Annotated in this window: 22 protein-coding genes; 10 read left to right on the top strand and 12 right to left on the bottom strand. The window is 54.7% G+C overall.

The annotated features are described in order from the left end of the window. The first annotated feature begins 6 nt into the window (after positions 1-6). Positions 7-1404 (top strand): efflux transporter outer membrane subunit, encoded by a 1398-nt coding sequence (locus H7U06_RS02305; RefSeq protein WP_368492552.1) that lies wholly within the window; start codon positions 7-9, stop codon positions 1402-1404. Here the strand turns inward: H7U06_RS02305 and H7U06_RS02310 are convergent. Next, complete coding sequence (locus tag H7U06_RS02310) at positions 1379-1999, bottom strand: DUF2242 domain-containing protein (RefSeq protein ID WP_175624607.1); 621 nt, start codon at positions 1997-1999, stop codon at positions 1379-1381. The genes H7U06_RS02305 and H7U06_RS02310 overlap by 26 nt on opposite strands. Positions 2000-2263: 264 nt before the next feature. On the opposite strand from H7U06_RS02310, the gene gpmA reads away from it, so the two are divergent. Further along, positions 2264-2986 (top strand): 2,3-diphosphoglycerate-dependent phosphoglycerate mutase, encoded by a 723-nt coding sequence (gene gpmA / locus H7U06_RS02315; protein WP_175624608.1) that lies wholly within the window; start codon positions 2264-2266, stop codon positions 2984-2986. A gap of 69 nt (positions 2987-3055) precedes the next feature. On the opposite strand, the gene H7U06_RS02320 is transcribed toward gpmA, so the two are convergent. Both H7U06_RS02320 and H7U06_RS02325 read right to left on the bottom strand, forming a co-directional pair. Beyond that, on the bottom strand, positions 3056-3346 hold the full coding sequence (locus H7U06_RS02320; RefSeq protein ID WP_230089497.1) for a hypothetical protein: 291 nt from the start codon (positions 3344-3346) through the stop codon (positions 3056-3058). A 321-nt stretch (positions 3347-3667) separates the two neighbouring features. Then, entirely contained in the window at positions 3668-4495 is an 828-nt protein-coding gene (locus H7U06_RS02325) for a hypothetical protein (RefSeq protein WP_175624609.1), read from the bottom strand. A gap of 206 nt (positions 4496-4701) precedes the next feature. Here H7U06_RS02325 and H7U06_RS02330 point away from each other — a divergent pair, with 206 nt between their 5' ends. From H7U06_RS02330 to H7U06_RS02340, 3 genes are all read left to right on the top strand, one after another. Then, positions 4702-5409 carry a phosphatase PAP2 family protein gene (locus H7U06_RS02330; protein ID WP_175624610.1) on the top strand — a complete coding sequence of 236 codons (708 nt, stop codon included), beginning with the start codon at positions 4702-4704 and terminating at the stop codon, positions 5407-5409. A 933-nt stretch (positions 5410-6342) separates the two neighbouring features. Continuing rightward, positions 6343-7677, top strand: coding sequence for an oxalate/formate MFS antiporter (gene oxlT, locus H7U06_RS02335; RefSeq protein WP_175624611.1), 1335 nt, complete (start codon positions 6343-6345; stop codon positions 7675-7677). A 105-nt stretch (positions 7678-7782) separates the two neighbouring features. Then, on the top strand, positions 7783-8196 hold the full coding sequence (locus tag H7U06_RS02340) for a hypothetical protein (RefSeq protein ID WP_175624612.1): 414 nt from the start codon (positions 7783-7785) through the stop codon (positions 8194-8196). A gap of 28 nt (positions 8197-8224) precedes the next feature. Here H7U06_RS02340 and H7U06_RS02345 read toward each other — a convergent pair whose 3' ends face one another. Beyond that, entirely contained in the window at positions 8225-9778 is a 1554-nt protein-coding gene (locus H7U06_RS02345) for an EAL domain-containing protein (protein ID WP_175624613.1), read from the bottom strand. Positions 9779-10124: 346 nt separating this feature from the next. Here H7U06_RS02345 and H7U06_RS02350 point away from each other — a divergent pair, with 346 nt between their 5' ends. Together H7U06_RS02350 and H7U06_RS02355 are read left to right on the top strand one after the other, a co-directional pair. Beyond that, positions 10125-12422, top strand: a complete 2298-nt coding sequence (locus H7U06_RS02350; RefSeq protein ID WP_175624614.1) for a DEAD/DEAH box helicase — start codon at positions 10125-10127, stop codon at positions 12420-12422. A gap of 84 nt (positions 12423-12506) precedes the next feature. After that, the gene (locus H7U06_RS02355; protein WP_175624615.1) at positions 12507-12647 is read left to right on the top strand and encodes a hypothetical protein; all 141 of its coding nucleotides are present in this window, start codon (positions 12507-12509) and stop codon (positions 12645-12647) included. Positions 12648-12660: 13 nt separating this feature from the next. Here H7U06_RS02355 and hpxZ read toward each other — a convergent pair whose 3' ends face one another. From hpxZ to glmS, 3 genes are all read right to left on the bottom strand, one after another. Next, complete coding sequence (gene hpxZ / locus H7U06_RS02360) at positions 12661-13044, bottom strand: oxalurate catabolism protein HpxZ (protein ID WP_175624616.1); 384 nt, start codon at positions 13042-13044, stop codon at positions 12661-12663. A 15-nt stretch (positions 13045-13059) separates the two neighbouring features. Then, entirely contained in the window at positions 13060-13302 is a 243-nt protein-coding gene (locus H7U06_RS02365) for a hypothetical protein (RefSeq protein WP_175624617.1), read from the bottom strand. 62 nt (positions 13303-13364) lie between these two features. Continuing rightward, positions 13365-15182: a glutamine--fructose-6-phosphate transaminase (isomerizing) gene (glmS, locus tag H7U06_RS02370; RefSeq protein WP_175624618.1), complete on the bottom strand. Its 1818-nt coding sequence runs from the start codon at positions 15180-15182 to the stop codon at positions 13365-13367. Between the two features lie 147 nt (positions 15183-15329). Between glmS and H7U06_RS02375 the strand changes: the two genes are divergently transcribed. Then, entirely contained in the window at positions 15330-15803 is a 474-nt protein-coding gene (locus tag H7U06_RS02375; protein WP_175624619.1) for an Lrp/AsnC family transcriptional regulator, read from the top strand. 28 nt (positions 15804-15831) lie between these two features. On the opposite strand, the gene glmU is transcribed toward H7U06_RS02375, so the two are convergent. After that, positions 15832-17190 (bottom strand): bifunctional UDP-N-acetylglucosamine diphosphorylase/glucosamine-1-phosphate N-acetyltransferase GlmU, encoded by a 1359-nt coding sequence (gene glmU / locus H7U06_RS02380; protein ID WP_175624620.1) that lies wholly within the window; start codon positions 17188-17190, stop codon positions 15832-15834. Positions 17191-17208: 18 nt separating this feature from the next. On the opposite strand from glmU, the gene H7U06_RS02385 reads away from it, so the two are divergent. Next, positions 17209-18102, top strand: a complete 894-nt coding sequence (locus tag H7U06_RS02385; RefSeq protein WP_175624621.1) for a DUF6279 family lipoprotein — start codon at positions 17209-17211, stop codon at positions 18100-18102. Between the two features lie 3 nt (positions 18103-18105). On the opposite strand, the gene H7U06_RS02390 is transcribed toward H7U06_RS02385, so the two are convergent. Beyond that, the gene (locus tag H7U06_RS02390) at positions 18106-18873 is read right to left on the bottom strand and encodes a helix-turn-helix transcriptional regulator (RefSeq protein ID WP_175624622.1); all 768 of its coding nucleotides are present in this window, start codon (positions 18871-18873) and stop codon (positions 18106-18108) included. Between the two features lie 112 nt (positions 18874-18985). On the opposite strand from H7U06_RS02390, the gene H7U06_RS02395 reads away from it, so the two are divergent. Continuing rightward, positions 18986-19741, top strand: coding sequence for a class I SAM-dependent methyltransferase (locus H7U06_RS02395; protein ID WP_175624623.1), 756 nt, complete (start codon positions 18986-18988; stop codon positions 19739-19741). A 45-nt stretch (positions 19742-19786) separates the two neighbouring features. Here the strand turns inward: H7U06_RS02395 and ttcA are convergent, their stop codons facing one another. Genes ttcA through H7U06_RS02410 form a run of 3 tightly spaced genes read right to left on the bottom strand, consistent with a single transcriptional unit; the run spans position 19787 to position 21959 of the window. Beyond that, positions 19787-20725, bottom strand: coding sequence for a tRNA 2-thiocytidine(32) synthetase TtcA (gene ttcA / locus H7U06_RS02400; RefSeq protein ID WP_175624624.1), 939 nt, complete (start codon positions 20723-20725; stop codon positions 19787-19789). A 16-nt stretch (positions 20726-20741) separates the two neighbouring features. Next, positions 20742-21137, bottom strand: a complete 396-nt coding sequence (locus H7U06_RS02405; protein WP_124572596.1) for a dihydroneopterin aldolase — start codon at positions 21135-21137, stop codon at positions 20742-20744. A 42-nt stretch (positions 21138-21179) separates the two neighbouring features. Next, positions 21180-21959: an SDR family oxidoreductase gene (locus tag H7U06_RS02410; RefSeq protein ID WP_175624625.1), complete on the bottom strand. Its 780-nt coding sequence runs from the start codon at positions 21957-21959 to the stop codon at positions 21180-21182. Positions 21960-21979: the final 20 nt, after the last annotated feature.

Genomic DNA, 21979 nt, shown 5'->3' on the forward strand with positions numbered 1-21979 from the left:
AAGAAAATGATGAAGATATGGACAGGACTTTCTGCTGCCTTGCTGCTCGCCGGTTGTGCGAGCCAGGGTACGCAGGAAACATTGGCGCCGGAAGTTGCTCCGCAATGGCGTCAGGCACAGCAGGGCAGCATGCTGCCCACTGCCGTGACGCGCGACTGGTGGCGCAGCTTTGGTAGCACTGAGCTGGATAGCTTGCTCGAAGCCGCACAAGCGCAAAGCTATGATCTGGCGGCGGCAGTCGCACGGGTCAGGCAAGCGCAGGCAACCGCCACTATTGCAGGTGCTGCCTTGCTGCCGGAACTGAATGGCAACCTTGGTGCAACGCGTAATGGTCGCCTCGGCGGTGATGGCAATGGCACGCCTAGCGGCACTGTGTACCAGGCTGGATTAACGGCCAGCTATGAACTGGATTTCTGGGGGCGCAATCGCGCCTTGCGTGACAGTGCGCGTGCTGATTTGCGGGCAGCAGAATTTGATCGCGACACGGTATACCTGACAGTGACTGCCGGTGTGGCTTCGGCCTGGTTGCAGACCATGGGTTTGCGGGAACGGGCAGCGATAGCCGATCTCAGTGTGGCGAGTGCGCAGCGCTTGCTGGATGTGATCGAGTCGCGCGCACGTGCCGGTGCGGCCAATCCGCTGGAACTGGCGCAGCAGCGTGGCGTACTGGCAGCTCAGATGCGCGCGCGTGCGGCGATCCGTCAGCAAGCGGAAGACAGCCAGACCACACTGGCCGTTCTGCTCGGACGTAATCCATCTTTATTAAGCCTGGCTGCGACTGATTTGAAAGGTTTGCAGGCGCCAACTACAGGCGCGGGCTTGCCTGCTGAATTACTGACGCGCCGCCCGGATATCGCACGGGCTGAAGCGCAACTGGCGCGCGCGGATGCGAATGTCATCGCAGCACGCGCGGCGATGCTGCCGCGGATTACCCTGGGTGGCGACATGACGGCTGCCAGCAACCGGGTCAGCAGCGTATTTGATAATCCGGTGTATAGCCTGGCCGCTGGTCTGGCTGCGCCTATCTTTAATGCCGGAAGATTGGCAGCAGGACGTGATCTGGCAGTAGCGCAAAGGGAAGAGTTACTGGCGAACTATCGTCGTGCCATCGTTGCGGCCTTCGGTGATGTCGAGACTGCATTGAATGCGGTGGCGGGTATAGATGCACAACGTGTTGCGCAAGAAGAAGAGCTGCGCCAGGCACAGCGTGCGTTTAATCTGGCCGAGTCACGCTATCGTGTGGGTGCGGAAACTTCGCTGACTTTGCTGGATGCGCAGCGCACCTTGTATGCTGCACAGGATGCAGCAGCACAGTTGCGTACGCTACGCTTGCAGGCATCGGTCAGCTTATACAAGGCACTTGGTGGTGGTTGGCAGTCTACTGTTGCGGAGCCGCAGGGATAGGCACGGCACGTGTTTTGAAGGGCGGGCGTAAATGCTCGTCCGGCATTTCCAGCGCTTCCGGTGCAGGCGCTGCCTCATTCGTCAGGTAGCGCTCTACCAGCTGGAAGAAGCGGGAATAGAATTTCTCTGATGCGATGGTGGTGCTGGCGACTTTGACCAGAGAATCATCGCTCGATGAAAACGGCAGCGACAAGGAGCCCAGCGCGCCTACGCCGACACTGGCCGAGTTATTGATCTTCTTCAGCGCATAACGATCTTCCAGCGCATTCGCAAACACCGAGGTCAGGTTGCCATCCGCATTGTCGGTGGTGCATACGACGCGGAACGCGATTTGCACATGCACGTCATTCTCCGGCTGGAAACTCTTGCGCGCATCGATTTGCGTGGTGGTGTACGCGCTGATCACATAGCCCTGGCTCAACAAGGTGCGACGCACCGCCTCACATGCCACTTCGGATGAAACCGTGAAGCGGCGTGCATAAATTTCAGTTGTGTCGAATTTTTCCGTTTGATAGGCAACAGGCTTGGGCCCTGCGCAACCGGCTATCGTTGCCAGCATCAGTGCTGACAACAGGATGCGGGAGCTGAATTGCATAAACTAAATTCTCCAAAATAAGCGCATAGCGGTCCATGCGCTGTTGATTGACTCTTGTTGCCGTGAAAAATTCCTTCTATTTTCCGCAAAAAGCCCGGTGTTTGCTTTCTAAATAGTCATTTTGCGGACTTTCTTCACATTTGCCGTGATGCTGTCCGGCTATTTTCCCTGTTTTTAAGTCGAATGAAAAATGGGGTGGATGCTCCAGCCAAGTCGAATCTCAGTTAATCTTCATGCTTTGTTGCTTCGATATGAGAAAAAGTAATGGGTAATCTGGTGATTGTTCGCCATGGCGAGTCACAGTGGAACAGGGAAAACCGTTTTACCGGCTGGGCAGATATCGACCTGACCGCGAATGGCATAGAGCAGGCACGTTGCGCCGGACGCGCGCTGGCCCGGGCTGGTTTCCGTTTCGACCTCGCGATTACTTCCATGCTGAAACGCACCATACGTTCACAATGGCTGATCCTGGATGAAATGGATGCGATGTTTACGCCGGTCATCAGTCACTGGCGTCTGAATGAACGTCATTACGGCGCACTGACCGGCCATAGCCGTGCGGAAATGATAGAGCGCTTTGGTGAAGAGCAGGTCTGGGCCTGGCGTCGCGGCTTCGATAGCCGCCCGCCCCTGATGGAGAGTACGGATGCCCGTGCACCGCAACAGCAGGCGCGATACAAGGACGTGCCGCGTGCTGAATTGCCGCTGGGTGAATCGCTGCACGATACGGTGGAGCGTGTTCGGGTAGTGTGGAACGAAACCATCGCGCCGGTACTGAAGCAAGGCAAAGATGTCATTATTTCTTCGCATGGCAATAGCCAGCGCGCATTGGTCAAGTTGCTGGAAGATATGCCGGACGAAGAAGTGGCACGCTTCGATGTACCGAACAGCGTACCGCTGGTTTATAAACTGGATACCGATCTGCGTGTGCTGGAAAGAAAATCGATGACCGATATCCCACATCCGGGTTCATCCGCGATACTTTGATTTAAAAAAGCCGACCTGGGTCGGCTTTTTTATTGGGCGTATGCCACAGCCTGCATGGCATGTAGCTGATTACTTCCCTATTTGTTTGCTCACACCATTCTCTTGCTGGTTCAGGGTCTTTTGTTCCAGCTTGGTGATGTGCCCGCCATTCTGGCTGGCCATGGCTCGCTCTTCCTTGCGTATCTGATGATCTTCCTTGTGTAGCTTCTTCGCCTCTGGCTTGGACATTTTTCCTTCTTTCACTTCCTGGTGTATGCGCTTGTCCTGCTTGTCCAGGCGCTGGTTCACTTCGGCACGACGTGGATGTTCTTTCTGAAATTCGGTTGCCGCAAATGACTGTGTACTTACCGCTGCCAGCATGCCGACTACACCAATCAGGGACAGAGTTTTACGCATCGCATTCGACATGATTTTTCCTTAAGTGTTGTTTGTTGTGTCTAGTAAGCAGTAGGGGATTCTACGTAGCTACGCGTACATAAACGTGGTTTCCAAAACTGGCGATGACAGGAATTGCGACTGAAGTGTAAGCAAATGTTTGCTGGCGCCAATTCGGGCAAGGTCCGGTCGGGCAGGGGATGGCGATGAGTGTGGTGACTATTCTGATGACGACTACCGTGATGGTTGCCGTGACTTTGTGGCTACAACGTCAGCGTTAATACGCATGTTGCCAACAATCGTTGATTAACGGCGACGCTGCTCTTCGAAGAAGTCGCGTTTCAGGAATTCTTCCAGTTCCGTACTGTCGCGCAGGCGCGCCGACAGCACCACCACGCGACCCAGACGTGGTGAGTTCCAGTTGAAGTCTTCTTTTTCATATAGACGTATCAGATCTATCATCCGGCGCACGATGGCGGTTTCGATATCGCCACCCGGCCCTGCGTCCACCTGTATCAACTGGCGTGAATTGGTTTTGCGGCGCAAGTCCCAACCGCGGAACAGGAACTCTGCCGTGCGCACACCCTTGAAGGTAATCTGGAACACGCCGCCGGATTCATTGCGACCGCGCGATTGACGCTGCACCATCTCGGCGATGTTGGCACGTGCGATCGCATTATCATCTTCCACTGGCTTTGCATCGGGTTCGATAATCCCGGCGGCACGACGTCGTTCGCGTGCAGCGGCCAGCATGTCGCTCATGTCTGGTGGCAGTGCTTCCTTGCTGGTAGTTTTGGGCGCGACTGGCGGTGGTGTACCTTTGTCAGCCTGGCGTATAGGTTCGGTCTTTTTCCGCGAAGCAGATTTTTGTTGGCGTGGTGCGGGATTCGATTTCTCGACTTTCTTTTGCTCGGGTTCCGGTGGCGTTTCCGCCTTGGGCGCTGGCTTGGGAGCCGGTGCCTGTGTAATCAGGCTGACTTCCAGCGGCGCTGTCGGCGATTCACCTGATTCCACTACGCGCACCTTGGCCTGATCCAGCGCAAACAGCAGGATCAGCGCATGTATCAGCAGTGAGAGCCCTAAGCCTATGGCGGGGCGGGCACGCATATGGGTCAGAATGGATGGGAACTTCATGTTCTACTGCAAATGGAAACTGCCGTCATTATGACTGCGCTATGGAATTTTGTTCGACTGATCTGCGCTCAATAAATTCGTTATTGGTAATGATGGGGCGTTTCCCTTGCAAATATGAATGAAAGTTATGTAAATGTTACGTTTGCGCCGGGGCAAATACACGTAATCATGGCGCTGCTGGATTCCTGATAGAGAAGGAGACATATATGTATTTCATCCGCAAGTTGGGTGGTCTGGCCTTGTTGTGTTGGTGCGCCGCCGGTTGGGCGCAAGGATCGGCGACGGAAACGGACAGCTGGATCTATCTGGAGCCAACGCAGATAGACAGCACACGCTTTCTTGGTCCGCCGCCTGATGCGGCGGCGACCCGACGCGAGATTGATGCCATGCTGCTGATGCAGGAGCAACGTACCCCTGAGCAAGCTCGGCAGGCTGCGCTGGATCATGAGCAAAGTGTTTTCCGCTTTGCTGACGTGATGGGTAATAAATTCCAGCGCGATCGTTTGCCGCTGACGACGCGTTTGTTTGACACCTTGCATGAGACCGGCAATGCGATGGAGAAGCAAGGCAAGAAGAAGTGGCGACGTGTGCGTCCGCCAGTGTTTGACACGCGTATACGGCCGGTAGCCAGGTACTCTGCGAGCGGTTCCTATCCAAGTGGGCACGCTACTTTCAGCTTCCTGGCCGCCATCGTATTGGCGGATATGGTGCCGGAAAAGAGCGAGCGGATCTTTACGCGTGCGCGGGAATTCGGAGAGCATCGCGTCATGGGCGGCGTGCATTACCCGAGTGATATAGCTGCAGGGCAGCGACTGGCGACGTTGATCGCTGTGCTGATACAGCAAAATCCAGCCTTCCAGCAAGACTATGCGGCGGCACGCGCCGAATTGCGTGCGGCGTTGGAACTGCAATAAGTCCTTACACCCGGCGTCGTGCATGACGCCGGGCATCTTTTCCGCAAAAACACCCTTAAATACGTGCTCATCGCGCTTGCCGCCGGATCAACTGCGGGCAATTCCTGGCTGTTTATCGTCATATCTGACTGTATATATCGTTTGCATGATGTTTGAGCCTCCGTTTGTTGACGGCTGTTTTAAAGCGGCAACTGCGAAGCTGAAAAGCATTTCTAAATTAATAACTTATTTGTGAAATAATCGAAAAATATTTGTATGCTGCGGCGCAGCAAATGTGTTTCGATACTGGCCTCGATTTACAAAAAATTTTTGATCCCGTGAAAAAAACCACCCTACGTTTTTAGCTATAAACGGTGCGGTCTTCCGGCTGATTCGTCATATAAATTTGGTGAATATCAGCCATTCATTGCGACGCAACAGAGGGGTAAAAAACGTGATTTTTTAAGGGTAAGTACGTAGTTTGGCTAAGTATAACTACGTATTGTTCGCAAAAGTCCGAGTGCGTATCGTCACGAAATCTTAACGCTAGCTTCACCCTATCGTGAGATGAAAAAAACAGGTTTTAAAGCAGTTCCGGCGGCATGTTGCAGGAATTTTTTGAGTAACCGGATCACGAAATCACTTTGCCGCGAGGCAAAAAAATTTCGCTCAGGGATGACTTGAAAGCGACCCGTAAGCAGACCTTCGGGACAGCGCAAAAAATGCTTTTTTTGTCTGAGTTGGGCGAAAACCAGATTAAGTCGCTGCTCTAGCGATCCCACCCGGATCTCCAAGGCAAAAGGCGGAACGGCATACGACCGGTTCATTTATGACCGCCTTGCAAATACAACTTGAGGATGTCTTTGCGATCAAGCTGCACGCGAACGCATTAACTATTAATCATTGTTTGGTTTTGGCCCCGGCTCAAAACTGCGATGAACACGAGGAAGAGAAATGACAACAGCAACACAACAAATATCGGGTGGCGCATCCGGTACATCGAACGCGACGCGCTGGCTCCAGCTCGTAGTAGGTGTCGTATGTATGATCGCTACAGCTAACATCCAGTACGCATGGACATTGTTCGTACCGGAAATCCAAGGCACATTCGGTTGGGCCCGTGCTGAGATTCAAATTGCATTTACGATTTTCGTCTTGGTTCAAACCTGGCTCGCACCTATCGAAGGTTACTTCATCGATAAACTCGGCCCACGTCTGATGGTTGCGTTCGGCGCGATCTTCATCGGTCTGGCTTGGGTCATCAACTCGCAAGCGACAACCCTGATGGGCTTCTACGTCGGTGCAGCGTTGGGTGGTGTCGGTGTAGGTTCGATCTACGCAACATGTATCAACAACGCGTTGAAATGGTTCCCGGACCGTCGTGGTCTGGCAGTTGGCTTGACCGCTGGTGGTTACGGTGCTGGTTCCGCTGCAACGATCTTGCCGATCGCAGCGATGATCAAAACATCGGGTTTCCAAGAAACATTCCTGTTCTTCGGTATCTTGCAAGGTTCGCTGGCTTTCCTGGCAGCATGGTTCCTGCGCTCCCCAGCTAAAGGCGAAGTTAGTGCGTCTGCCAAACTGGTACAAGCTGCACGTGACTACACCCTGAAAGAAGCGCTGAACACCAAACTGTTCTGGCTCATGTTCTTCATGTTCATCTGCGTAGTTACCGGCGGTATGATGGCTGTGGCGCAACTGGGCGTTATCGCACAAGATTTGGGCGTTAAAGAATTTGAAGTCGATATGTACTTCTTCGTGATGGCTGCATTGCCGCTGGCACTGATGCTCGATCGAATCATGAACGGTATTTCCCGTCCATTGTTCGGCTGGATCTCGGACAACATCGGTCGTGAAAAAACCATGGTGATCGCGTTCACACTCGAAGGCTTCGGTATCATCGCTTTGGGCTACTTCGGTCACAACCCATGGGCATTCTTGATCTTGTCCGGCGTCGTGTTCCTGGCATGGGGTGAAGTCTACTCGCTGTTCTCGGCTCTGGCTGGTGACGCGTTCGGTACCAAACACATCGGTAAGATCTACGGCGTGCTGTACACCGCAAAAGGTATCGGTGCTCTGTTCGTACCAGTTGGTAACCTGATGATGGAAGCAACCGGCACATGGTCCACCGTTCTGTACACCGTTGCATGTATGGATCTGACCGCAGCTATCCTCGCAGTTGTTGCATTGCGCCCAACTCTCAAGAAACACGTGGCCTTCTCCGCGGATCTCTTGAAGAAGGAGAAAGCTGCAGAAGCTGCTAACGGAGGCGCTCCGGCGCATGCCTAAGCCGCATTAACGCAAAGATTAGAACTCAACTTTCAGGCTCCTTCGGGAGCCTATTTTTTTAGACCCGCATATGAGAGCAGTGTCATGACAGAACGGCCGAATGCAATGAGCGAAAATTTATCCGGTATCAGCCAGGAATTGCCACTGGCAGTACGTATGCAGATCGAACAAACGATACGCCTGGCGATGGCGGACGCGGTGGGTACGATCAGCAAGCATATTGAAGATGGCAAAGGGAAGGCAGACAAGGCGGTCGTCAGTGGGCGTAATGCGCGCTGGCTGATCTTCCCCGCCGCGATCATCCTGGCCTTATGGATGTACGTGCCGAGTCCGTTTTCGCTGCAGCACTTGCGGGAAGAAAAAGCGAAGTTGACGAAAGATATCGCCAAGCTGCGGCAAAGCGGTGCCAATGCCGATGTCATCACCTGTGACGTCAACGGTGAGGTGCGCTTTTGCGCGAAGATAGATAGCAATGCCCGGGGCAACTGGGACGGCTATCAAATCATCCAGAACAAATAAGTACCTGGCAACCTAGGCTCACATATACTCAATGCGGGTCCTGGTGTTGTGCACGGTTCGCCTGGTAATAGGCGATAAACTCATGCGCTGTCAGCGCTTTCGAGAACAACCAACCCTGACCAAAATCCACATCATGCGCGAGCAGATAGTCTGCCTGTGCTTGTGTTTCTACGCCTTCAGCAACGATTTGCAGCTTCAGGGCTTTGGCCATTTCTATGATGTAAGGCGTGACGCTGCTGGTCGCTGATTCGGTATCGACCGTGTCGATAAAGGATTTATCTATCTTGAGGGTATCCAGCGGTAAGCCCTGCAAATAGGACAGGCTGGAATAACCGGTACCAAAATCGTCAATGGCGACCGCATGCCCCATTTCGCGCGCGGTATTAATCGTGGTACGTGCCGCCTCTATATCCATAAAGCCGCGTTCGGTTGCCTCCAGCCAGATTTGCTGGGGCTGTATATCCGTGCCCTTGAGCGCTGCTTGCACGACATTGAGTACGCGGCCGGTCTTGATATCCTGCGCGCTGATATTAATAGCGATGTGCAACGTACGGTCTGCCTGCAGCACGTGGCGCATATCCCGTATTACTTCAGTAACGACCTGGTCCGTGATGGGCAGGATCAGCCCGCTTTCCTCTGCCAGCGGTATAAATAAATCGGGACGCGTCATGCTGCCATCCGGCCGTTGCCAGCGCACCAGTGCTTCGGCACCCACACATAATCCGGTTTTCAGTTCTATCAGCGGTTGGTAGTGCACGATGAATTCGTGTTTATCCACCCCCAGTTTTAATTCGCCCAGCGGTGACAGACGTTTGCGCGATACCCAGACGACCAGGCCGACCATAAAGGCCGCCATCAATAATCCGAGTGGCAGCAGCACGATCATTTCGCGTCCCGTTTGCGCAGCGATGCCGCTATCCGGTTCGATGACGACTGCAATCAGGTCTTTGTCGTGCAGTACTTTCGAAGCGTACGGTATGCGTTTCCCCGCTAGTAATTGCTGCACCAGCTCGGGATCCGGATCATGCAGGCTACCCAATAGCTTGCCGTTACGGGTTGCCGTCACCAGTTGTACTTCAGGGTTCAGGATGATGTCGGCGAAGCGCGCTGGATCGATCAGTACCTTATAGGCCTGGGCGCTGATGCCTATCATGCCCTTGCCGCCATTCACTTCGGGAATGATATTGGTGCTGATAGCCAGCCCGTTATCGGTAGTAAATTCGATGGGGGTTTGCCTGACTTCCCGCAGGATTAGTCCGGCTGGCGTGCATTTCAAAAGACCATCCGAGAAATACCCTATGTCTTCTATGCTGCGGGTATTCATTTCGATCAGGCGCATTTGCCGGATATGGGCGGTCGAGCAGGGCGGGCTGGTCAATTGATGTGCGGCTTGCAGTGCACGCTCGGCATCTCCCAGTGAAATACGCGCGCGTTCTATCCCGCGTTGGGCGATGGTCAGCAAACGGGCGGATTCGATATCGCTGGCGCGTTGCCAGGACAGATAGAGGGTGGCAGAAATCGGCAAAAGTGCACCGAGTACAGCCAGCATGGTTGCGATGACGATGATTTTGGCGCGACTCAAGAGGTCTCCCTTATAGGCATCTTGCATGGCCGTGCTGCTGCGACCTTCATATGAAGGTCCGGGCGATACAAATGTACTTCCTTTTGGTCAAGAGTGGTTTGCTGTGTTTCATCTATATATAGAGAGGCCGCGCTGCTTATTATTAGTGTGTGGTGCCCGGCTGGCGACATCTTGTTAAAAAATATAGTCAGGCGAGGCTAATAAGTCGCTAAAACACCTTGCTTGCTTCCCTTGGGAGGCCTAGATTGTGCTTATGCTCACTCATAGTCGCGGCGAACTGGCGGCAAGAGAGTAAACTGCGTGCATCTTTTCGCACCCCGCGATACGAACATTCTTGTGAGCAACCATGTCTGAACCATCCTTTCCCCTTTTCTCCGACCTGAAACTGAGCGAGCCGCTGCTGCGCGTGCTGCAGGAATTGGGTTATGAGTCGCCGTCGCCGATCCAGGCTGCAACCATACCTTTGCTGCTGGATAACCGCGATGTGCTGGGGCAGGCCCAGACCGGGACCGGTAAAACAGCGTCTTTCGCCCTGCCTATCCTGGCGCGTATAGACATCAAACAAAGCACGCCGCAAGCGCTGGTGCTGGCGCCGACGCGTGAACTGGCGATCCAGGTGGCTGAGGCGTTCCAGCGGTACGCTACTTATATTCCCGGTTTTCACGTGTTGCCTATTTATGGCGGCCAAAGCTATGGCGCGCAACTCAGCGCCTTGCGTCGCGGCGTGCATGTGGTGGTGGGAACCCCGGGTCGGGTCATCGACCATCTGGAAAAAGGTTCGCTCGATCTGTCGCGTATCAAAACCATGGTGCTGGACGAAGCCGATGAAATGCTGCGCATGGGTTTCATCGATGATGTCGAAACCATTCTGCAAAAAACACCCGAGTCGCGGCAGACTGCTTTGTTCTCCGCCACAATGCCATCGGCCATCAAACGGATAGCGACCACTTACTTGCGTGATCCTGACCTGATCACGGTGGCGGCCAAAACCGGTACCGCTGACAACATCCGCCAACGTTACTGGCTGGTCAGCGGTATGCAAAAACTGGATGCGCTGACCCGCATTCTGGAAGCCGAACCGTTTGACGGCATGATCATCTTTGCCCGTACCAAGCTTGGTACTGAAGAATTGGCCAGTAAATTGCAGGCACGCGGTTTCTCGGCTGCGGCTATCAATGGCGATATCCAGCAACAGCAACGCGAACGCACCATCCAGCAATTAAAGGATGGCAAGATCGATATCCTGGTTGCGACCGATGTGGCCGCACGCGGGCTGGACGTCGAACGCATCAGCCACGTCATCAACTACGACGTGCCTTACGATCCGGAAAGCTATACCCACCGTATCGGTCGTACCGGTCGTGCTGGTCGTAGTGGTGAAGCCATCCTGTTCATCGCACCGCGTGAGCGCAACCTGCTGAAAGCGATCGAACGTGCGACGCGCCAGCCGATCTCGGTACTGGAACTGCCTAGCGTGGAAGCGGTGAATGATGTGCGTATCGCGCGCTTCAAGGAACAGATTACCGACACCATCGCTGCAGGCGGTCTCGAAGTATTCCATTCGCTGATCGAGGATTACGAGCGTGAACACAATGTGCCGGCAGTGGAAATAGCTGCCGCGCTGGCCAAACTGGCGCGTGGTGATGTACCGCTGCTGCTGGATAAAAAGAATGAAGTACGCGAACGCACATGGTCGGACGACAAACCAGTGTCTGGCGGTCGCTTCGAGCGTGGCGAACGTTTTGAGCGCAGCGAGCGCTCGGCTACGCCACGCAAGGAACGCATTCCGCGCGCACCTGATCCGGGCATGCAAACCTTCCGCATTGAAGTCGGCCATATGCATGGCGTGAAACCGGGCAATATCGTCGGTGCAATCGCGAATGAAGCGAGCCTGGATTCCAAATACATAGGCCGCATTGAAATCTATGACGACTACAGCACGCTGGATTTGCCGGAGAATCTGTCGCCGGATCAATTCAATCACCTGAAAACAGTCTGGGTTGCTGGTCAGCAATTGAATATCAGCCGTGATGGCGACGCATCAGCAGCACCTGCGGCACCTGCCAGAGCCGCCAAGCCTGCATTTGAAAAACCGGCTCGTACTGAAGCCGCCCCGGTTGAAAAAACCGCGCGCAAGGAAGTCCGTGAACGCGCCGAGCCGGCCGCCGCCGCAGCAGAGCCTGCCAAGAAAGAACGTGCTCCGCGCAAAGGCGGCACGGTCGATATGGAGCCGTATCGTATCGAGGTCGGCCATGCGCATGGCGTCAAGCCTGCCAATATCGTTGGTGCGATTGCCAATGAAGCAGGGCTGGAAGCCAAATATATAGGCCGTATTGAAATCTTTGATGATTACAGTCTGCTGGATTTGCCAGCCGGGATGCCGTCCGAAGTGTTTGAGCAATTGAAATCGGTCGCCATCGGTCCGAACAAGCTGCGCCTGAGCCGTTCCGGCGTTGCGCCGGCACCGGAAAAAACCACAGGCAAGAAAATCACACTGTCGGCACCGAACAAAGGTGGTGACCGTCGGGTGGCAGAGAAGGCGCGCAACAGCAAGGCGCCGTCGAAACGCGCTGGAACCCTGGATAGCCGCTCTGCCGAGGCGGCCAAACCGAAGTCCCATCGTAAGGGTAGTAAGCCGGTGTAGCTTTTTTGCAAAGAGTGTGACGGATGTAAGCACGACGCAAAAGCTGCGCTATTATGTCCATTCGGCAATGTTAGCGAGGTAATGATGAACGTCTTACTTTACGCACTCTGTTGTTTAATCCTGCCACTCTGGATTTTCAGTGGCTTGTACCTGGCGGTCGAGATCTTCCTTGATCTTAAGGAACGCTATGCACGCTATGTAAAGAGTCAGTCGAATCGTCAGTAAATCGACTGTTTCTTTATGCTGATATCAGCGAGACATGCGCTGCCACGATGCGCCAGCCCTCCGGCAGGCGTAGCCAGGTATGACTTTGCCTTCCGATCCGCGGTTCACCCACTCGGGTGAATTCGGTATTGGCGGTTGCATAATCCCGACCATAAGTCGTAATCACCGTATTCACCAATTCACGTTCCAGGCCTTTCGATGGTCGCGCCAGCCGGAACGCCTTGATCGCCTCATATCCCAACAGATTTTCGCCAGCACCATAGCGCAGGGTGTGCGGGCTATTCCAGAATAATTCGTCCAGCACTGCCACATCATTGCCGGTGAGTGCGGCTTCATAGCGCCGGAATGCTGCGGTCACTTCCGCAACGATTTCCGGCAGGTTGATTTCGTGTGCCATCGTGTCTCTTTCCTTTTATGGCTTGTTCGCTTGGCCTGCATTCTTTTGGCTGGCGCGATGCAAAGTCTGTACGGCATTCAGCAAGTCACCTTTGGTCATCGCATCGTCTACGGCAATGCCAAATTGCGCGGCTTCGGCCAGGTGCTGTGGTTCTGCCGGTTCATCCTGGTCTTCGCGTACGGTCATTGCTTGCCGGATGGCGTATTCCAGGACGCCGAGACGTTCGATCAAATCTTCCATAGGGTTTGCTTGTGTCATATCCGTTGGTCTTGCGGTCAAATCTTAATGCACATGCGTCGTCTATCGACTCCTTACTGCCTTTATTCAACCGTCACCGATTTCGCCAGATTACGTGGCTTGTCGACGTCGGTGCCGCGCGCGAGTGCGGTGTGATAGGCCAGTAACTGCAGTGGTACTACATGCAGGATAGGGGACAGCAAACCATAGTGTTCCGGCAGGCGTATGACATGCACGCCTTCACCTGAGGTGATGCGCGAGTCGGCATCCGCGAAGACATACAGCTCACCGCCGCGGGCGCGCACTTCCTGCATATTCGATTTCAGTTTTTCGATCATCGAGTCATTCGGTGCGACGGTGACGACCGGCATTTCCTGCGTGACCAAAGCGAGTGGGCCGTGCTTCAGTTCGCCGGCCGGATACGCTTCGGCGTGGATGTATGAAATTTCTTTCAGTTTCAGCGCGCCTTCTAACGCGATCGGATAGTGCAGGCCGCGTCCGAGGAAGAGAGCGTTTTCCTTGCGGGCAAAGGCTTCGGCCCACGCAATGATTTGCGGTTCCAGCGCGAGTACAGCAGAGATCGCAGATGGCAGATGGCGCATGGCTTTCAGCTGTGCAGCTTCTTGCTCATCGTTGAGACGACCTTTGATTTGCGCCAATGCCAGCGTCAACAGGAAGAGGCCTGTCAGTTGGGTGGTGAATGCCTTGGTCGAAGCGACGCCGACTTCAACCCCGGCGCGTGTGATGTAGGCGAGTTCGCATTCGCGCACCATGGCGCTGGTCGCAGCATTACAGATGGTCAGCGTATGACGCATGCCTTGCGCTTGCGCATGGCGCAGCGCCGCCAGCGTGTCTGCGGTTTCGCCACTTTGCGAGATGGTGACTACCAATGAATTCGGATTCGGTACGCTGTCGCGATAACGGTACTCACTGGCGATTTCCACGTTGCAGGTGACACCGGCGATGGCTTCTATCCAGTATTTGGCGGTCATGCCCGAGTAGTAGCTGGTGCCGCAAGCCAGGATGAGTACGGAGTCGATTTTCTTGAAGATGCCGTAAGCCTTGTCGCCGAAGATGTCAGGTGTGATGGAAGCAATGCCTTCCAATGTGTCGGAAATGGCGCGCGGCTGTTCGAAGATTTCCTTCTGCATATAGTGACGGTAAGGTCCAAGCTCGACCGCGCCGGTGTGCGCATGTACGGTTTTGACTTCGCGCTGCACTGGTTTGCCGTTTTCATCGACGATCCAGACACGTTGCAGTTGCAAGTCGACGACATCGCCTTCTTCCAGATAAATGATCTGGTCGGTGGTGCCTGCCAGCGCCAGTGCATCGGAAGCGAGGAAGTTTTCGCCGTCGCCTATACCGACGATCAATGGTGAGCCGCGACGGGCGCCAACCACGCGATGTGGTTCATCGCGGCTGAAGACCGCAATCGCAAAAGCACCTACCAGGCGCTTGGTCGCTTGTTGTACGGTTTCGAACAAGTCACCTGTATACATATGATCGACCAGATGGGCGATGACTTCGGTATCGGTCTGGCTTTCAAACACATAGCCCAGGGTTTTCAGTTCGTCGCGCAGTTCATCGTGGTTTTCGATAATGCCGTTGTGTACCAGCGCGATGCGGTCACGCGAGAAATGCGGATGGGCATTGTGCGAAGCCGGTGCGCCATGGGTGGCCCAGCGTGTATGCGCGATACCTGTGAAGCCGCTCAGGTGTTCCTTTTCGATTTGCTTTTCCAGCTCGGCCACGCGCGCAGTGCTGCGTGCGCGTTCCAGTTTGCCATTGACGTGCAGCGCGACGCCGCAAGAGTCATAACCGCGATATTCGAGTCGTTTAAGGCCTTCGACCAGGATGGGAGTGATATTGCGTTGAGCGACTGCGCCGACGATACCGCACATAGGAACCTCGTTGTGTAGAAATGAATTGCACCATACTAGTGGAAGCAAAATGAAATAAGATTTCAAAATTTTGCAATATTTGGCTTATTATTCTATAGACTGTCTATAGTGAAATATAAATTCAAATACTACGGATATTTTTAATAAATGCTCACTAAGCAAGTGGATTTGGACGAACTGGACAAGCGCATACTCAATGCCTTGCAGATGGATGCGTCGCAGACCAACAACGAGCTGGCGCTTGCCGTGCATGCGTCGCCGCCAACCTGTTTGCGTCGCGTCAAACGACTGATAGATGCGGGCGTGATAGAACGCCAGGTTGCGATCGTGGCGCCGGAAAAGGTGGGGGCGGGCCTGACCTCGATAGTGGAAATCACGCTGGATAACCAGGCGGATGAGCGCCAGGTCGAGTTTGAGGCATTGGTGGCGCAGGAGGGGGCGGTGCTGCAATGTTATCGCGTGTCACCGGGGCCGGATTTTGTGCTGGTGGTGCAGGTGGCGGATATGCCGGCATATCACGCGCTGGCACATCGCCTGTTTGCGACGCATGCGAATGTGCGTAACGTACGTAGTTTCTTTTCCATCAATCGCAGCAAATTTGAAACGCGCATCGCGGTTTGATGATTACCGCGATGGCGTGAAGCTGCATTTACTTCTTGATCTTGACCGGGCGTTGCCAGTTGTCGACCGTGATTTGCTTGGCGCGTGAAACGGTCAGTTTATCCGCTGGAGCATCCTTGGTCAGGGTGGTACCAGCGCCCAGCGTTGCACCTTTGCCGACGCGTATCGGTGCGATCAATTGTGTGGCGCTGCCGACGAAGACATCGTCTTCTATGATGGTGCGTGATTTATTGACGCCATCGTAGTTGCAGGTAATCGTGCCCGCACCTATGTTGACGCGTGAACCTACCGTCGAGTCGCCGACATAGGTCAAATGATTGGCCTTACTGTGCGCAGCGATGTCACTGTTCTTCACTTCGACAAAATTCCCGATGTGCACATCTTCCGCGAGGACGGTGCCCGGACGCAGACGCGCGTAAGGGCCGATGATGCATTCGGCACCGACCACTGCATTTTCAAAATGGCTGTAAGGGCGGATATGGCTACGCGCACCTATGGTCGTATTGTGGATCACGCAGTTGGCATCGATACGCACGCCATCGGCCAGGCTGACGTCGCCTTCAAATACACAGCCGACATCAATGGTCACGTCGCGGCCGCAAGTGAGCGTGCCGCGGATGTCTATGCGCGCCGGATCGGCCAGCGTGACGCCTTGTTCCAGCAGGGCATGGGCGAGATTGCGTTGATGTATGCGTTCCAGCTCGGCCAGTTGCACCTTGCTGTTGACGCCGTGCGTTTCCCATTCGTGGTCTGGCTGTGCGGAAACAACAGGCACGCCGTCAGCGACTGCGCTGGCAACGATATCGGTCAGGTAATACTCGCCTTGCGCATTGTTGTTGGACAACTTGGCCAGCCATCGCTTGAGTGCAGCAGTCGGCGCGACCATGATGCCGGTATTTATTTCGTTGATCTCGAGTTCGGCGGGTTGGGCGTCTTTCTGCTCAACTATGCGCGTGATAGCACCGTTTTCGCGGACGATGCGACCATAGCCGGTCGGATTGCCGAGGTTGACGGTGAGAATGCCCAACTTATCTTTACCCGCGCTGTCCAACAAGCGCTGCAGTGAAGCTGCAGTAGTCAAAGGCACGTCGCCATACAAAATCAGCGTCGGCGTATGATCATCTAACTGGGGCACAGCCTGCATCACGGCATGACCGGTACCCAGTTGTGGTTCCTGTTTGGCAAATGACAAATCCTTGGCTTGCAGCAATTGCGGTACTTGTTCACCGCCGTGGCCGTAGATTACGCATAAACGTGTGGGTGACAATTGCCGTGCAGTATCGATCACATGGGAGAGCAAAGGCTTGCCCGCCAACGGATGTAGCACTTTCGGCAGCGCAGATTGCATGCGCTTTCCCATACCTGCAGCAAGAATGACGATATTCATAGGAAGCCAGTTAAAAGAATGCAAAATTTTATCACGCGTCCCCTGCGACATTTTGCAAAAAAAGCCACCATCGTACTGATGGCTAGCTTGTTGCTCGCCTGCAGCGCGGCGCGTCTCGGGTATAGCAATGGTGAAACGATTTCGTATTGGTGGCTGGATAGCTATGTCGACTTCGACAGTTCACAAAAGCAATGGGTTAAGGAGCGGATAGATAAGGTCTTTGTCTGGCACCGCCAGACCCAGCTCAAGGAATATGTGCGGCTGATAGATCGTATGCGGCACAGGGATTTTGCCGCGGTAACGCAAGCCGATTTGCTGGGTGATTACCGCGATGTCACCACGCAGGTGCTGGAGATCGCCGACAAAGCGACGCCAGATTTCGCCGACCTGGCTTTATCCCTAACGTCGGAACAGATCGCCAACATAGAAAAGAAATTTGCCAAATCGAACGATAAATTCCGCAAAGAGTATCTGGTCGGTACAAGCGAAGAGCGCCAGGAATTCCGCTATCGCAAGGCCCTGCAACAGGCGCAGTATTGGTTCGGTGGTTTCAGCCGTGAACAGGAAGCCAGCATACGCAGCCTGTCCGATGCACGTCCCCTGAACAATGAATTGTTGATGGCCGAACGCCTCAGCAGACAGCGCGCGCTATTAGATGTACTGAAGAAAATACACGCTGAAAAACCGGGTAAGGAAGCGGCAGTTGCGATGCTGAAGAAGTATGTGGCCGCCACTGTGGATAGATACGGCAACCAGCAGCATCAGGCTTTCTTTGAGCAATCAAATGCGGCGAATGCGCGCATGGTGGCGGGCATCATGCACATGACCACACCCAAGCAAAAGAACTACTTCATACAAACCCTGCAGGATTGGGTCAACGACTTCAACAAATTGGCGGCCAAGGCTGCTTGATTGTCAGCTCGGTAATAACATCACCAGCTTGACCTCACGCGCAGCCGCGAGGTTGAGCGTCACTTGTTCAAAAGTGAGTGCGCCTTGCGTCGGATGCCGGAAGCGACGACTGCCGCCATCCCGGCCCAGCACATGATGTGCATTCCACATGGTTTTAAATTCCTCGCTGTCTCGCCTTAACTCGGCGATCAGGCTGGCATAGGGTTCGTCATCGGCGTACTTGCCGCAATCAGCGCGGAATTCGGCGACCAGCCGTTGCGCGCGCTCCGGCCAGTCGGCGATCAGGCTGCGCGCACTGCTGCTGTCAAACATGAAGCGCAAGAGATTGGCCGGTGCCGCTGACTTGCCCTGATCCAGCCAGCCGCTGAATAAATCTGTGGCCGGACGATTCCAGGCGATCGCATCCCATTGCCGGTCCAGAATATAAGCGGGAGTGCGTATCGCTTTGACGATGGCTGCGAAGTTGGCGGATGGACTGTCGTGGTTGGCTTCCGACGTGTCCAGTTTGTCAGCCAGGCGAAACAGATAAGTGCGTTCGGCAACCGTCAGATGCATCACATCGGCCAGACGACCCAATACTTTGGCCGAAGCTGATACTGGTCGCCCTTGTTCCAGCCAGGTGAGCCAGGTCGGGCTGACATCACATAATTGCGCCAGTTCTTCACGCCGCAAGCCAGGCGTACGGCGCCGTCCATCGGCGCGCAGGCCGACGTCTTGCGGCTTGGTTTGTTCGCGGTGCAAGCGTATGAATTCGCCTAATGGCTTATGCATGGTGGTATTCCGGGTGTCAGTCTGGCAGGAAATATACCAGTATAAATACTTGTCTTGTTACAGGATAAATCATCGCCTATCGTACATCTACCCAATTACGTGGAGGTGAAAAATGAAACAGGCAGCAGTGGTAGCAGAACAGTTCGGCAATACGGCCGCGTCATATCTGACCAGTTCGGTCCATGCGCAAGGCGCGGATCTGGAGGCGGTGCGAGACATCGCGCGCAAGCTGCAGGCGCCCGAGGTGCTGGATCTGGGTTGTGGCGGCGGTCATATCAGTTTTGCCGTTGCACCGCATGCCGCCAGCGTCACGGCTTGTGATCTGTCGTCGCAGATGCTGGCAGTCGTTGCGGCCTCGGCAGCAGAACGCGGTTTATCCAATATCCGCACCGAGCAGGCACAGGCCGAGCATTTACCTTTTCCGGATGCGTCCTTCGATCTGGTCGTCACGCGTTTCTCGGCACATCACTGGTTGCACGTGCCCAGCGGTTTGCGTGAGATGCACCGGGTCTTGCGCCCGGGCGGCATGGTGGTGGTGATCGATATCGTCGCATCGGAAATTGCCCTGCACGACACGACTCTGCAGGCAGTGGAGTTGCTGCGCGATGCATCGCATGTACGTGACTATCGTGTTTCGGAATGGGCGACGATGTTTGCCGATGCCGGGTTTACACATGAATACGTGCGCGGCTGGAAGTTGCGCATGGTGTTTGATGAGTGGATTGCGCGTATGCGGACACCGCCGCAGCGGACGGCTGCGATACGCAGCCTGTTCGATACCGCGCCGGAAGAAAGCCGCGCTTATTTTGCGGTACAGGGCGACTACTCGTTTGATATCGACGCTGCTTTCTTTACTGCCAGAAAATAAAAAAGCCCCGCATGGCGGGGCTTTTTCTTGTCAGCTGATAGCTGCTTAGTCGTCTGTACGCAGCGGGATGATGCCGGGGATACTGGTGCTGCCAGTCGAGCAAGGCTCTTCATCAAATGCGATATCGCCATTCGCCATCGCCTCGCCAGTTGCTTTCAGGTCGGCAAAGCCAAACAGATCTTTATCCATCAGGTGCGAAGGCACGACCGTGGATAAGGACGAGAAAATATTGTCGACGCGACCCGGGAATTTCTTTTCCCATTCGCGCAGCATGCCTTTGATTTGTTTGCGTTGCAGGTTTTCCTGGCTGCCACACAAATCGCAAGGAATGATGGGGAAGTTCTTAACCTGCGCATAGCGCTCGGTATCGGCTTCCTTCACGTAGGCCAGTGGACGGATCACGATGTGTTTGCCGTCATCGGATTGCAGCTTGGGCGGCATGCCTTTGATCTTCGCACCGAAGAACATATTCAGGAAGAAGGTTTCCATGATGTCGTCACGATGATGGCCGAGTGCGATCTTGTTGGCACCGAGTTCGTCGGCCACGCGATACAAGATGCCACGACGCAGGCGTGAGCACAGCGAGCAAGTGGTCTTGCCTTCCGGGATCAGGCGCTTGACGATGCTATAGGTATCCTGGTTTTCGATATGGAAGGGGATATCCAGTTGCTTCAGGTAAGCCGGCAGGATGTGATCGGGGAAGTTTGGTTGCTTCTGGTCGAGGTTGACCGCGACGATGTCGAACCTGATGGGCGCGCGTTCACGCAAGGTCATCAGGATATCCAGCAATGCGTAGCTATCCTTGCCGCCGGACAGGCAAACCATGACTTTGTCGCCGTCTTCTATCATGTTGAAGTCGCCGATGGCTTGGCCGACCTGACGGCACAAGCGTTTGTGCAGCTTGTTGTTTTCGTAAACGATTTTTTCGTTTTGTTTGAAGCTCAGGGCGGCGTCGGTATCCGGCGCGGCTACAGTTTCTTGCATGAGGGCTGATGACACCTTAGTTCCCCTTGATTTGGAATACCTCTACACCTACTGATTCACAATCCGGGTAGACGTCAGGTTTTTCGGTTGAAACACGTGCGGCGCGGACTTTCGGATGCGCCAGCATGGCTTTGATCACGTCGTCGCACAGGGTTTCCTGCAAATGGATGTGGCCTTGCGCCATGCGCTTGGCGATGGTGCTGCGCATGTAGTCGTAATCCACGACCTCATCCAGGTGATCGGCGGTCGGGGTCGATTCTTTCAATGGAATGAAGAGATCAACGTTGATCAGCACGCGCTGTTCACCTTTCTTTTCAAACTCGTGCACGCCTATATTGATCTGCACTTCGTAGTTACGCAGGAAGAGGCGGCGACAGTCGGCGAGTTGTGGGTGGAACAGGAACGAATTCATATAAGTAAACCGGTTGTACTACAGGTGAAAAATCTGGGGTGTTCAGGATGCGACAAACATCACATCGCGTTGTAATGGAATCAGGTGCTGGCCACCATCGACCAGCAGCGTGGTGCCGGTCATCGCCTGCGCCTCGATTACGAAGCGGACGGCGTGGGCAATATCGTCCGGTGTGCTGGAGCGGCCCAGCGGCGTGACTTTATGCGCACGCTGAAATTCCGCTTCGCTCTGGTCGCCGGATACCAGCGTAATGCCGGGTGCTACGCCGACCACACGTACTTTGGGTGCGAGTGCCTGCGCCAGCATGGTGGTCGCTGTTTGCAGCGCCGCCTTGGACAAGGTGTAGGACAGGAAATCCGGATTCAGGTTAAACAGTTTTTGGTCCAGCAAATTCACGACGACCGCTTGCGCGCCTTCCGGCGTGGCCCGGTGCAGCGCTTGCGCCAGCAGCACGGGTGCGACCAGATTGGTATGCATATGTGCATCCAGTGTCGCCGCCGAAAAATCTGCCGCGCTATCGTAATCAAACAGCGAGGCATTGTTGACGACGCAGGTGACCGGGCCCAGTTGCGCGGCAGCCTGATCCAATAAGGTCTTTACCCCAGCCTCATCATTCAGGTCGCATTGCAATGCGATCGCGCGCTGTCCAAGCGCGACGATGTCGGCGACCGTGGTTTGCGCTTCTGCCTCCGAACGCGAGTAATGCACGACCACATCCCAGCCGTTTTGCGCCAGTGCGAGCGCGATCGTACGGCCGATGCGACGAGCGGCACCGGTCACGAGGGCAGTCTTTTTCAATGACGTTTGCTTATCTGTGGACATGAATGGTTGTGTGTTTCGCT

It is taken from the genome of Herminiimonas sp. Marseille-P9896, assembly GCF_903993245.1.
Lineage (GTDB): Bacteria > Pseudomonadota > Gammaproteobacteria > Burkholderiales > Burkholderiaceae_D > Oxalicibacterium > Oxalicibacterium contaminans.

Excerpts from the sequence above, each read along its gene's own strand:
- H7U06_RS02375 (WP_175624619.1), top strand. The coding sequence starts at position 15,330 with ATGCTCACTAAGCAAGTGGATTTGGACGAACTGGACAAGCGCATACTC.
- ttcA (WP_175624624.1), bottom strand. The coding sequence starts at position 20,725 with ATGCAAGAAACTGTAGCCGCGCCGGATACCGACGCCGCCCTGAGCTTC.
- gpmA (WP_175624608.1), top strand. The coding sequence starts at position 2,264 with ATGGGTAATCTGGTGATTGTTCGCCATGGCGAGTCACAGTGGAACAGG.
- H7U06_RS02330 (WP_175624610.1), top strand. The coding sequence starts at position 4,702 with ATGTATTTCATCCGCAAGTTGGGTGGTCTGGCCTTGTTGTGTTGGTGC.
- glmS (WP_175624618.1), bottom strand. The coding sequence starts at position 15,182 with ATGTGCGGTATCGTCGGCGCAGTCGCTCAACGCAATATCACTCCCATC.
- H7U06_RS02305 (WP_368492552.1), top strand. The coding sequence starts at position 7 with ATGATGAAGATATGGACAGGACTTTCTGCTGCCTTGCTGCTCGCCGGT.
- H7U06_RS02390 (WP_175624622.1), bottom strand. The coding sequence starts at position 18,873 with ATGCATAAGCCATTAGGCGAATTCATACGCTTGCACCGCGAACAAACC.
- H7U06_RS02340 (WP_175624612.1), top strand. The coding sequence starts at position 7,783 with ATGAGCGAAAATTTATCCGGTATCAGCCAGGAATTGCCACTGGCAGTA.
- H7U06_RS02320 (WP_230089497.1), bottom strand. The coding sequence starts at position 3,346 with ATGCTGGCAGCGGTAAGTACACAGTCATTTGCGGCAACCGAATTTCAG.
- hpxZ (WP_175624616.1), bottom strand. The coding sequence starts at position 13,044 with ATGGCACACGAAATCAACCTGCCGGAAATCGTTGCGGAAGTGACCGCA.
- H7U06_RS02410 (WP_175624625.1), bottom strand. The coding sequence starts at position 21,959 with ATGTCCACAGATAAGCAAACGTCATTGAAAAAGACTGCCCTCGTGACC.
- H7U06_RS02395 (WP_175624623.1), top strand. The coding sequence starts at position 18,986 with ATGAAACAGGCAGCAGTGGTAGCAGAACAGTTCGGCAATACGGCCGCG.
- H7U06_RS02385 (WP_175624621.1), top strand. The coding sequence starts at position 17,209 with ATGCAAAATTTTATCACGCGTCCCCTGCGACATTTTGCAAAAAAAGCC.
- H7U06_RS02405 (WP_124572596.1), bottom strand. The coding sequence starts at position 21,137 with ATGAATTCGTTCCTGTTCCACCCACAACTCGCCGACTGTCGCCGCCTC.
- H7U06_RS02355 (WP_175624615.1), top strand. The coding sequence starts at position 12,507 with ATGAACGTCTTACTTTACGCACTCTGTTGTTTAATCCTGCCACTCTGG.
- H7U06_RS02350 (WP_175624614.1), top strand. The coding sequence starts at position 10,125 with ATGTCTGAACCATCCTTTCCCCTTTTCTCCGACCTGAAACTGAGCGAG.
- glmU (WP_175624620.1), bottom strand. The coding sequence starts at position 17,190 with ATGAATATCGTCATTCTTGCTGCAGGTATGGGAAAGCGCATGCAATCT.
- oxlT (WP_175624611.1), top strand. The coding sequence starts at position 6,343 with ATGACAACAGCAACACAACAAATATCGGGTGGCGCATCCGGTACATCG.
- H7U06_RS02365 (WP_175624617.1), bottom strand. The coding sequence starts at position 13,302 with ATGACACAAGCAAACCCTATGGAAGATTTGATCGAACGTCTCGGCGTC.
- H7U06_RS02310 (WP_175624607.1), bottom strand. The coding sequence starts at position 1,999 with ATGCAATTCAGCTCCCGCATCCTGTTGTCAGCACTGATGCTGGCAACG.
- H7U06_RS02325 (WP_175624609.1), bottom strand. The coding sequence starts at position 4,495 with ATGAAGTTCCCATCCATTCTGACCCATATGCGTGCCCGCCCCGCCATA.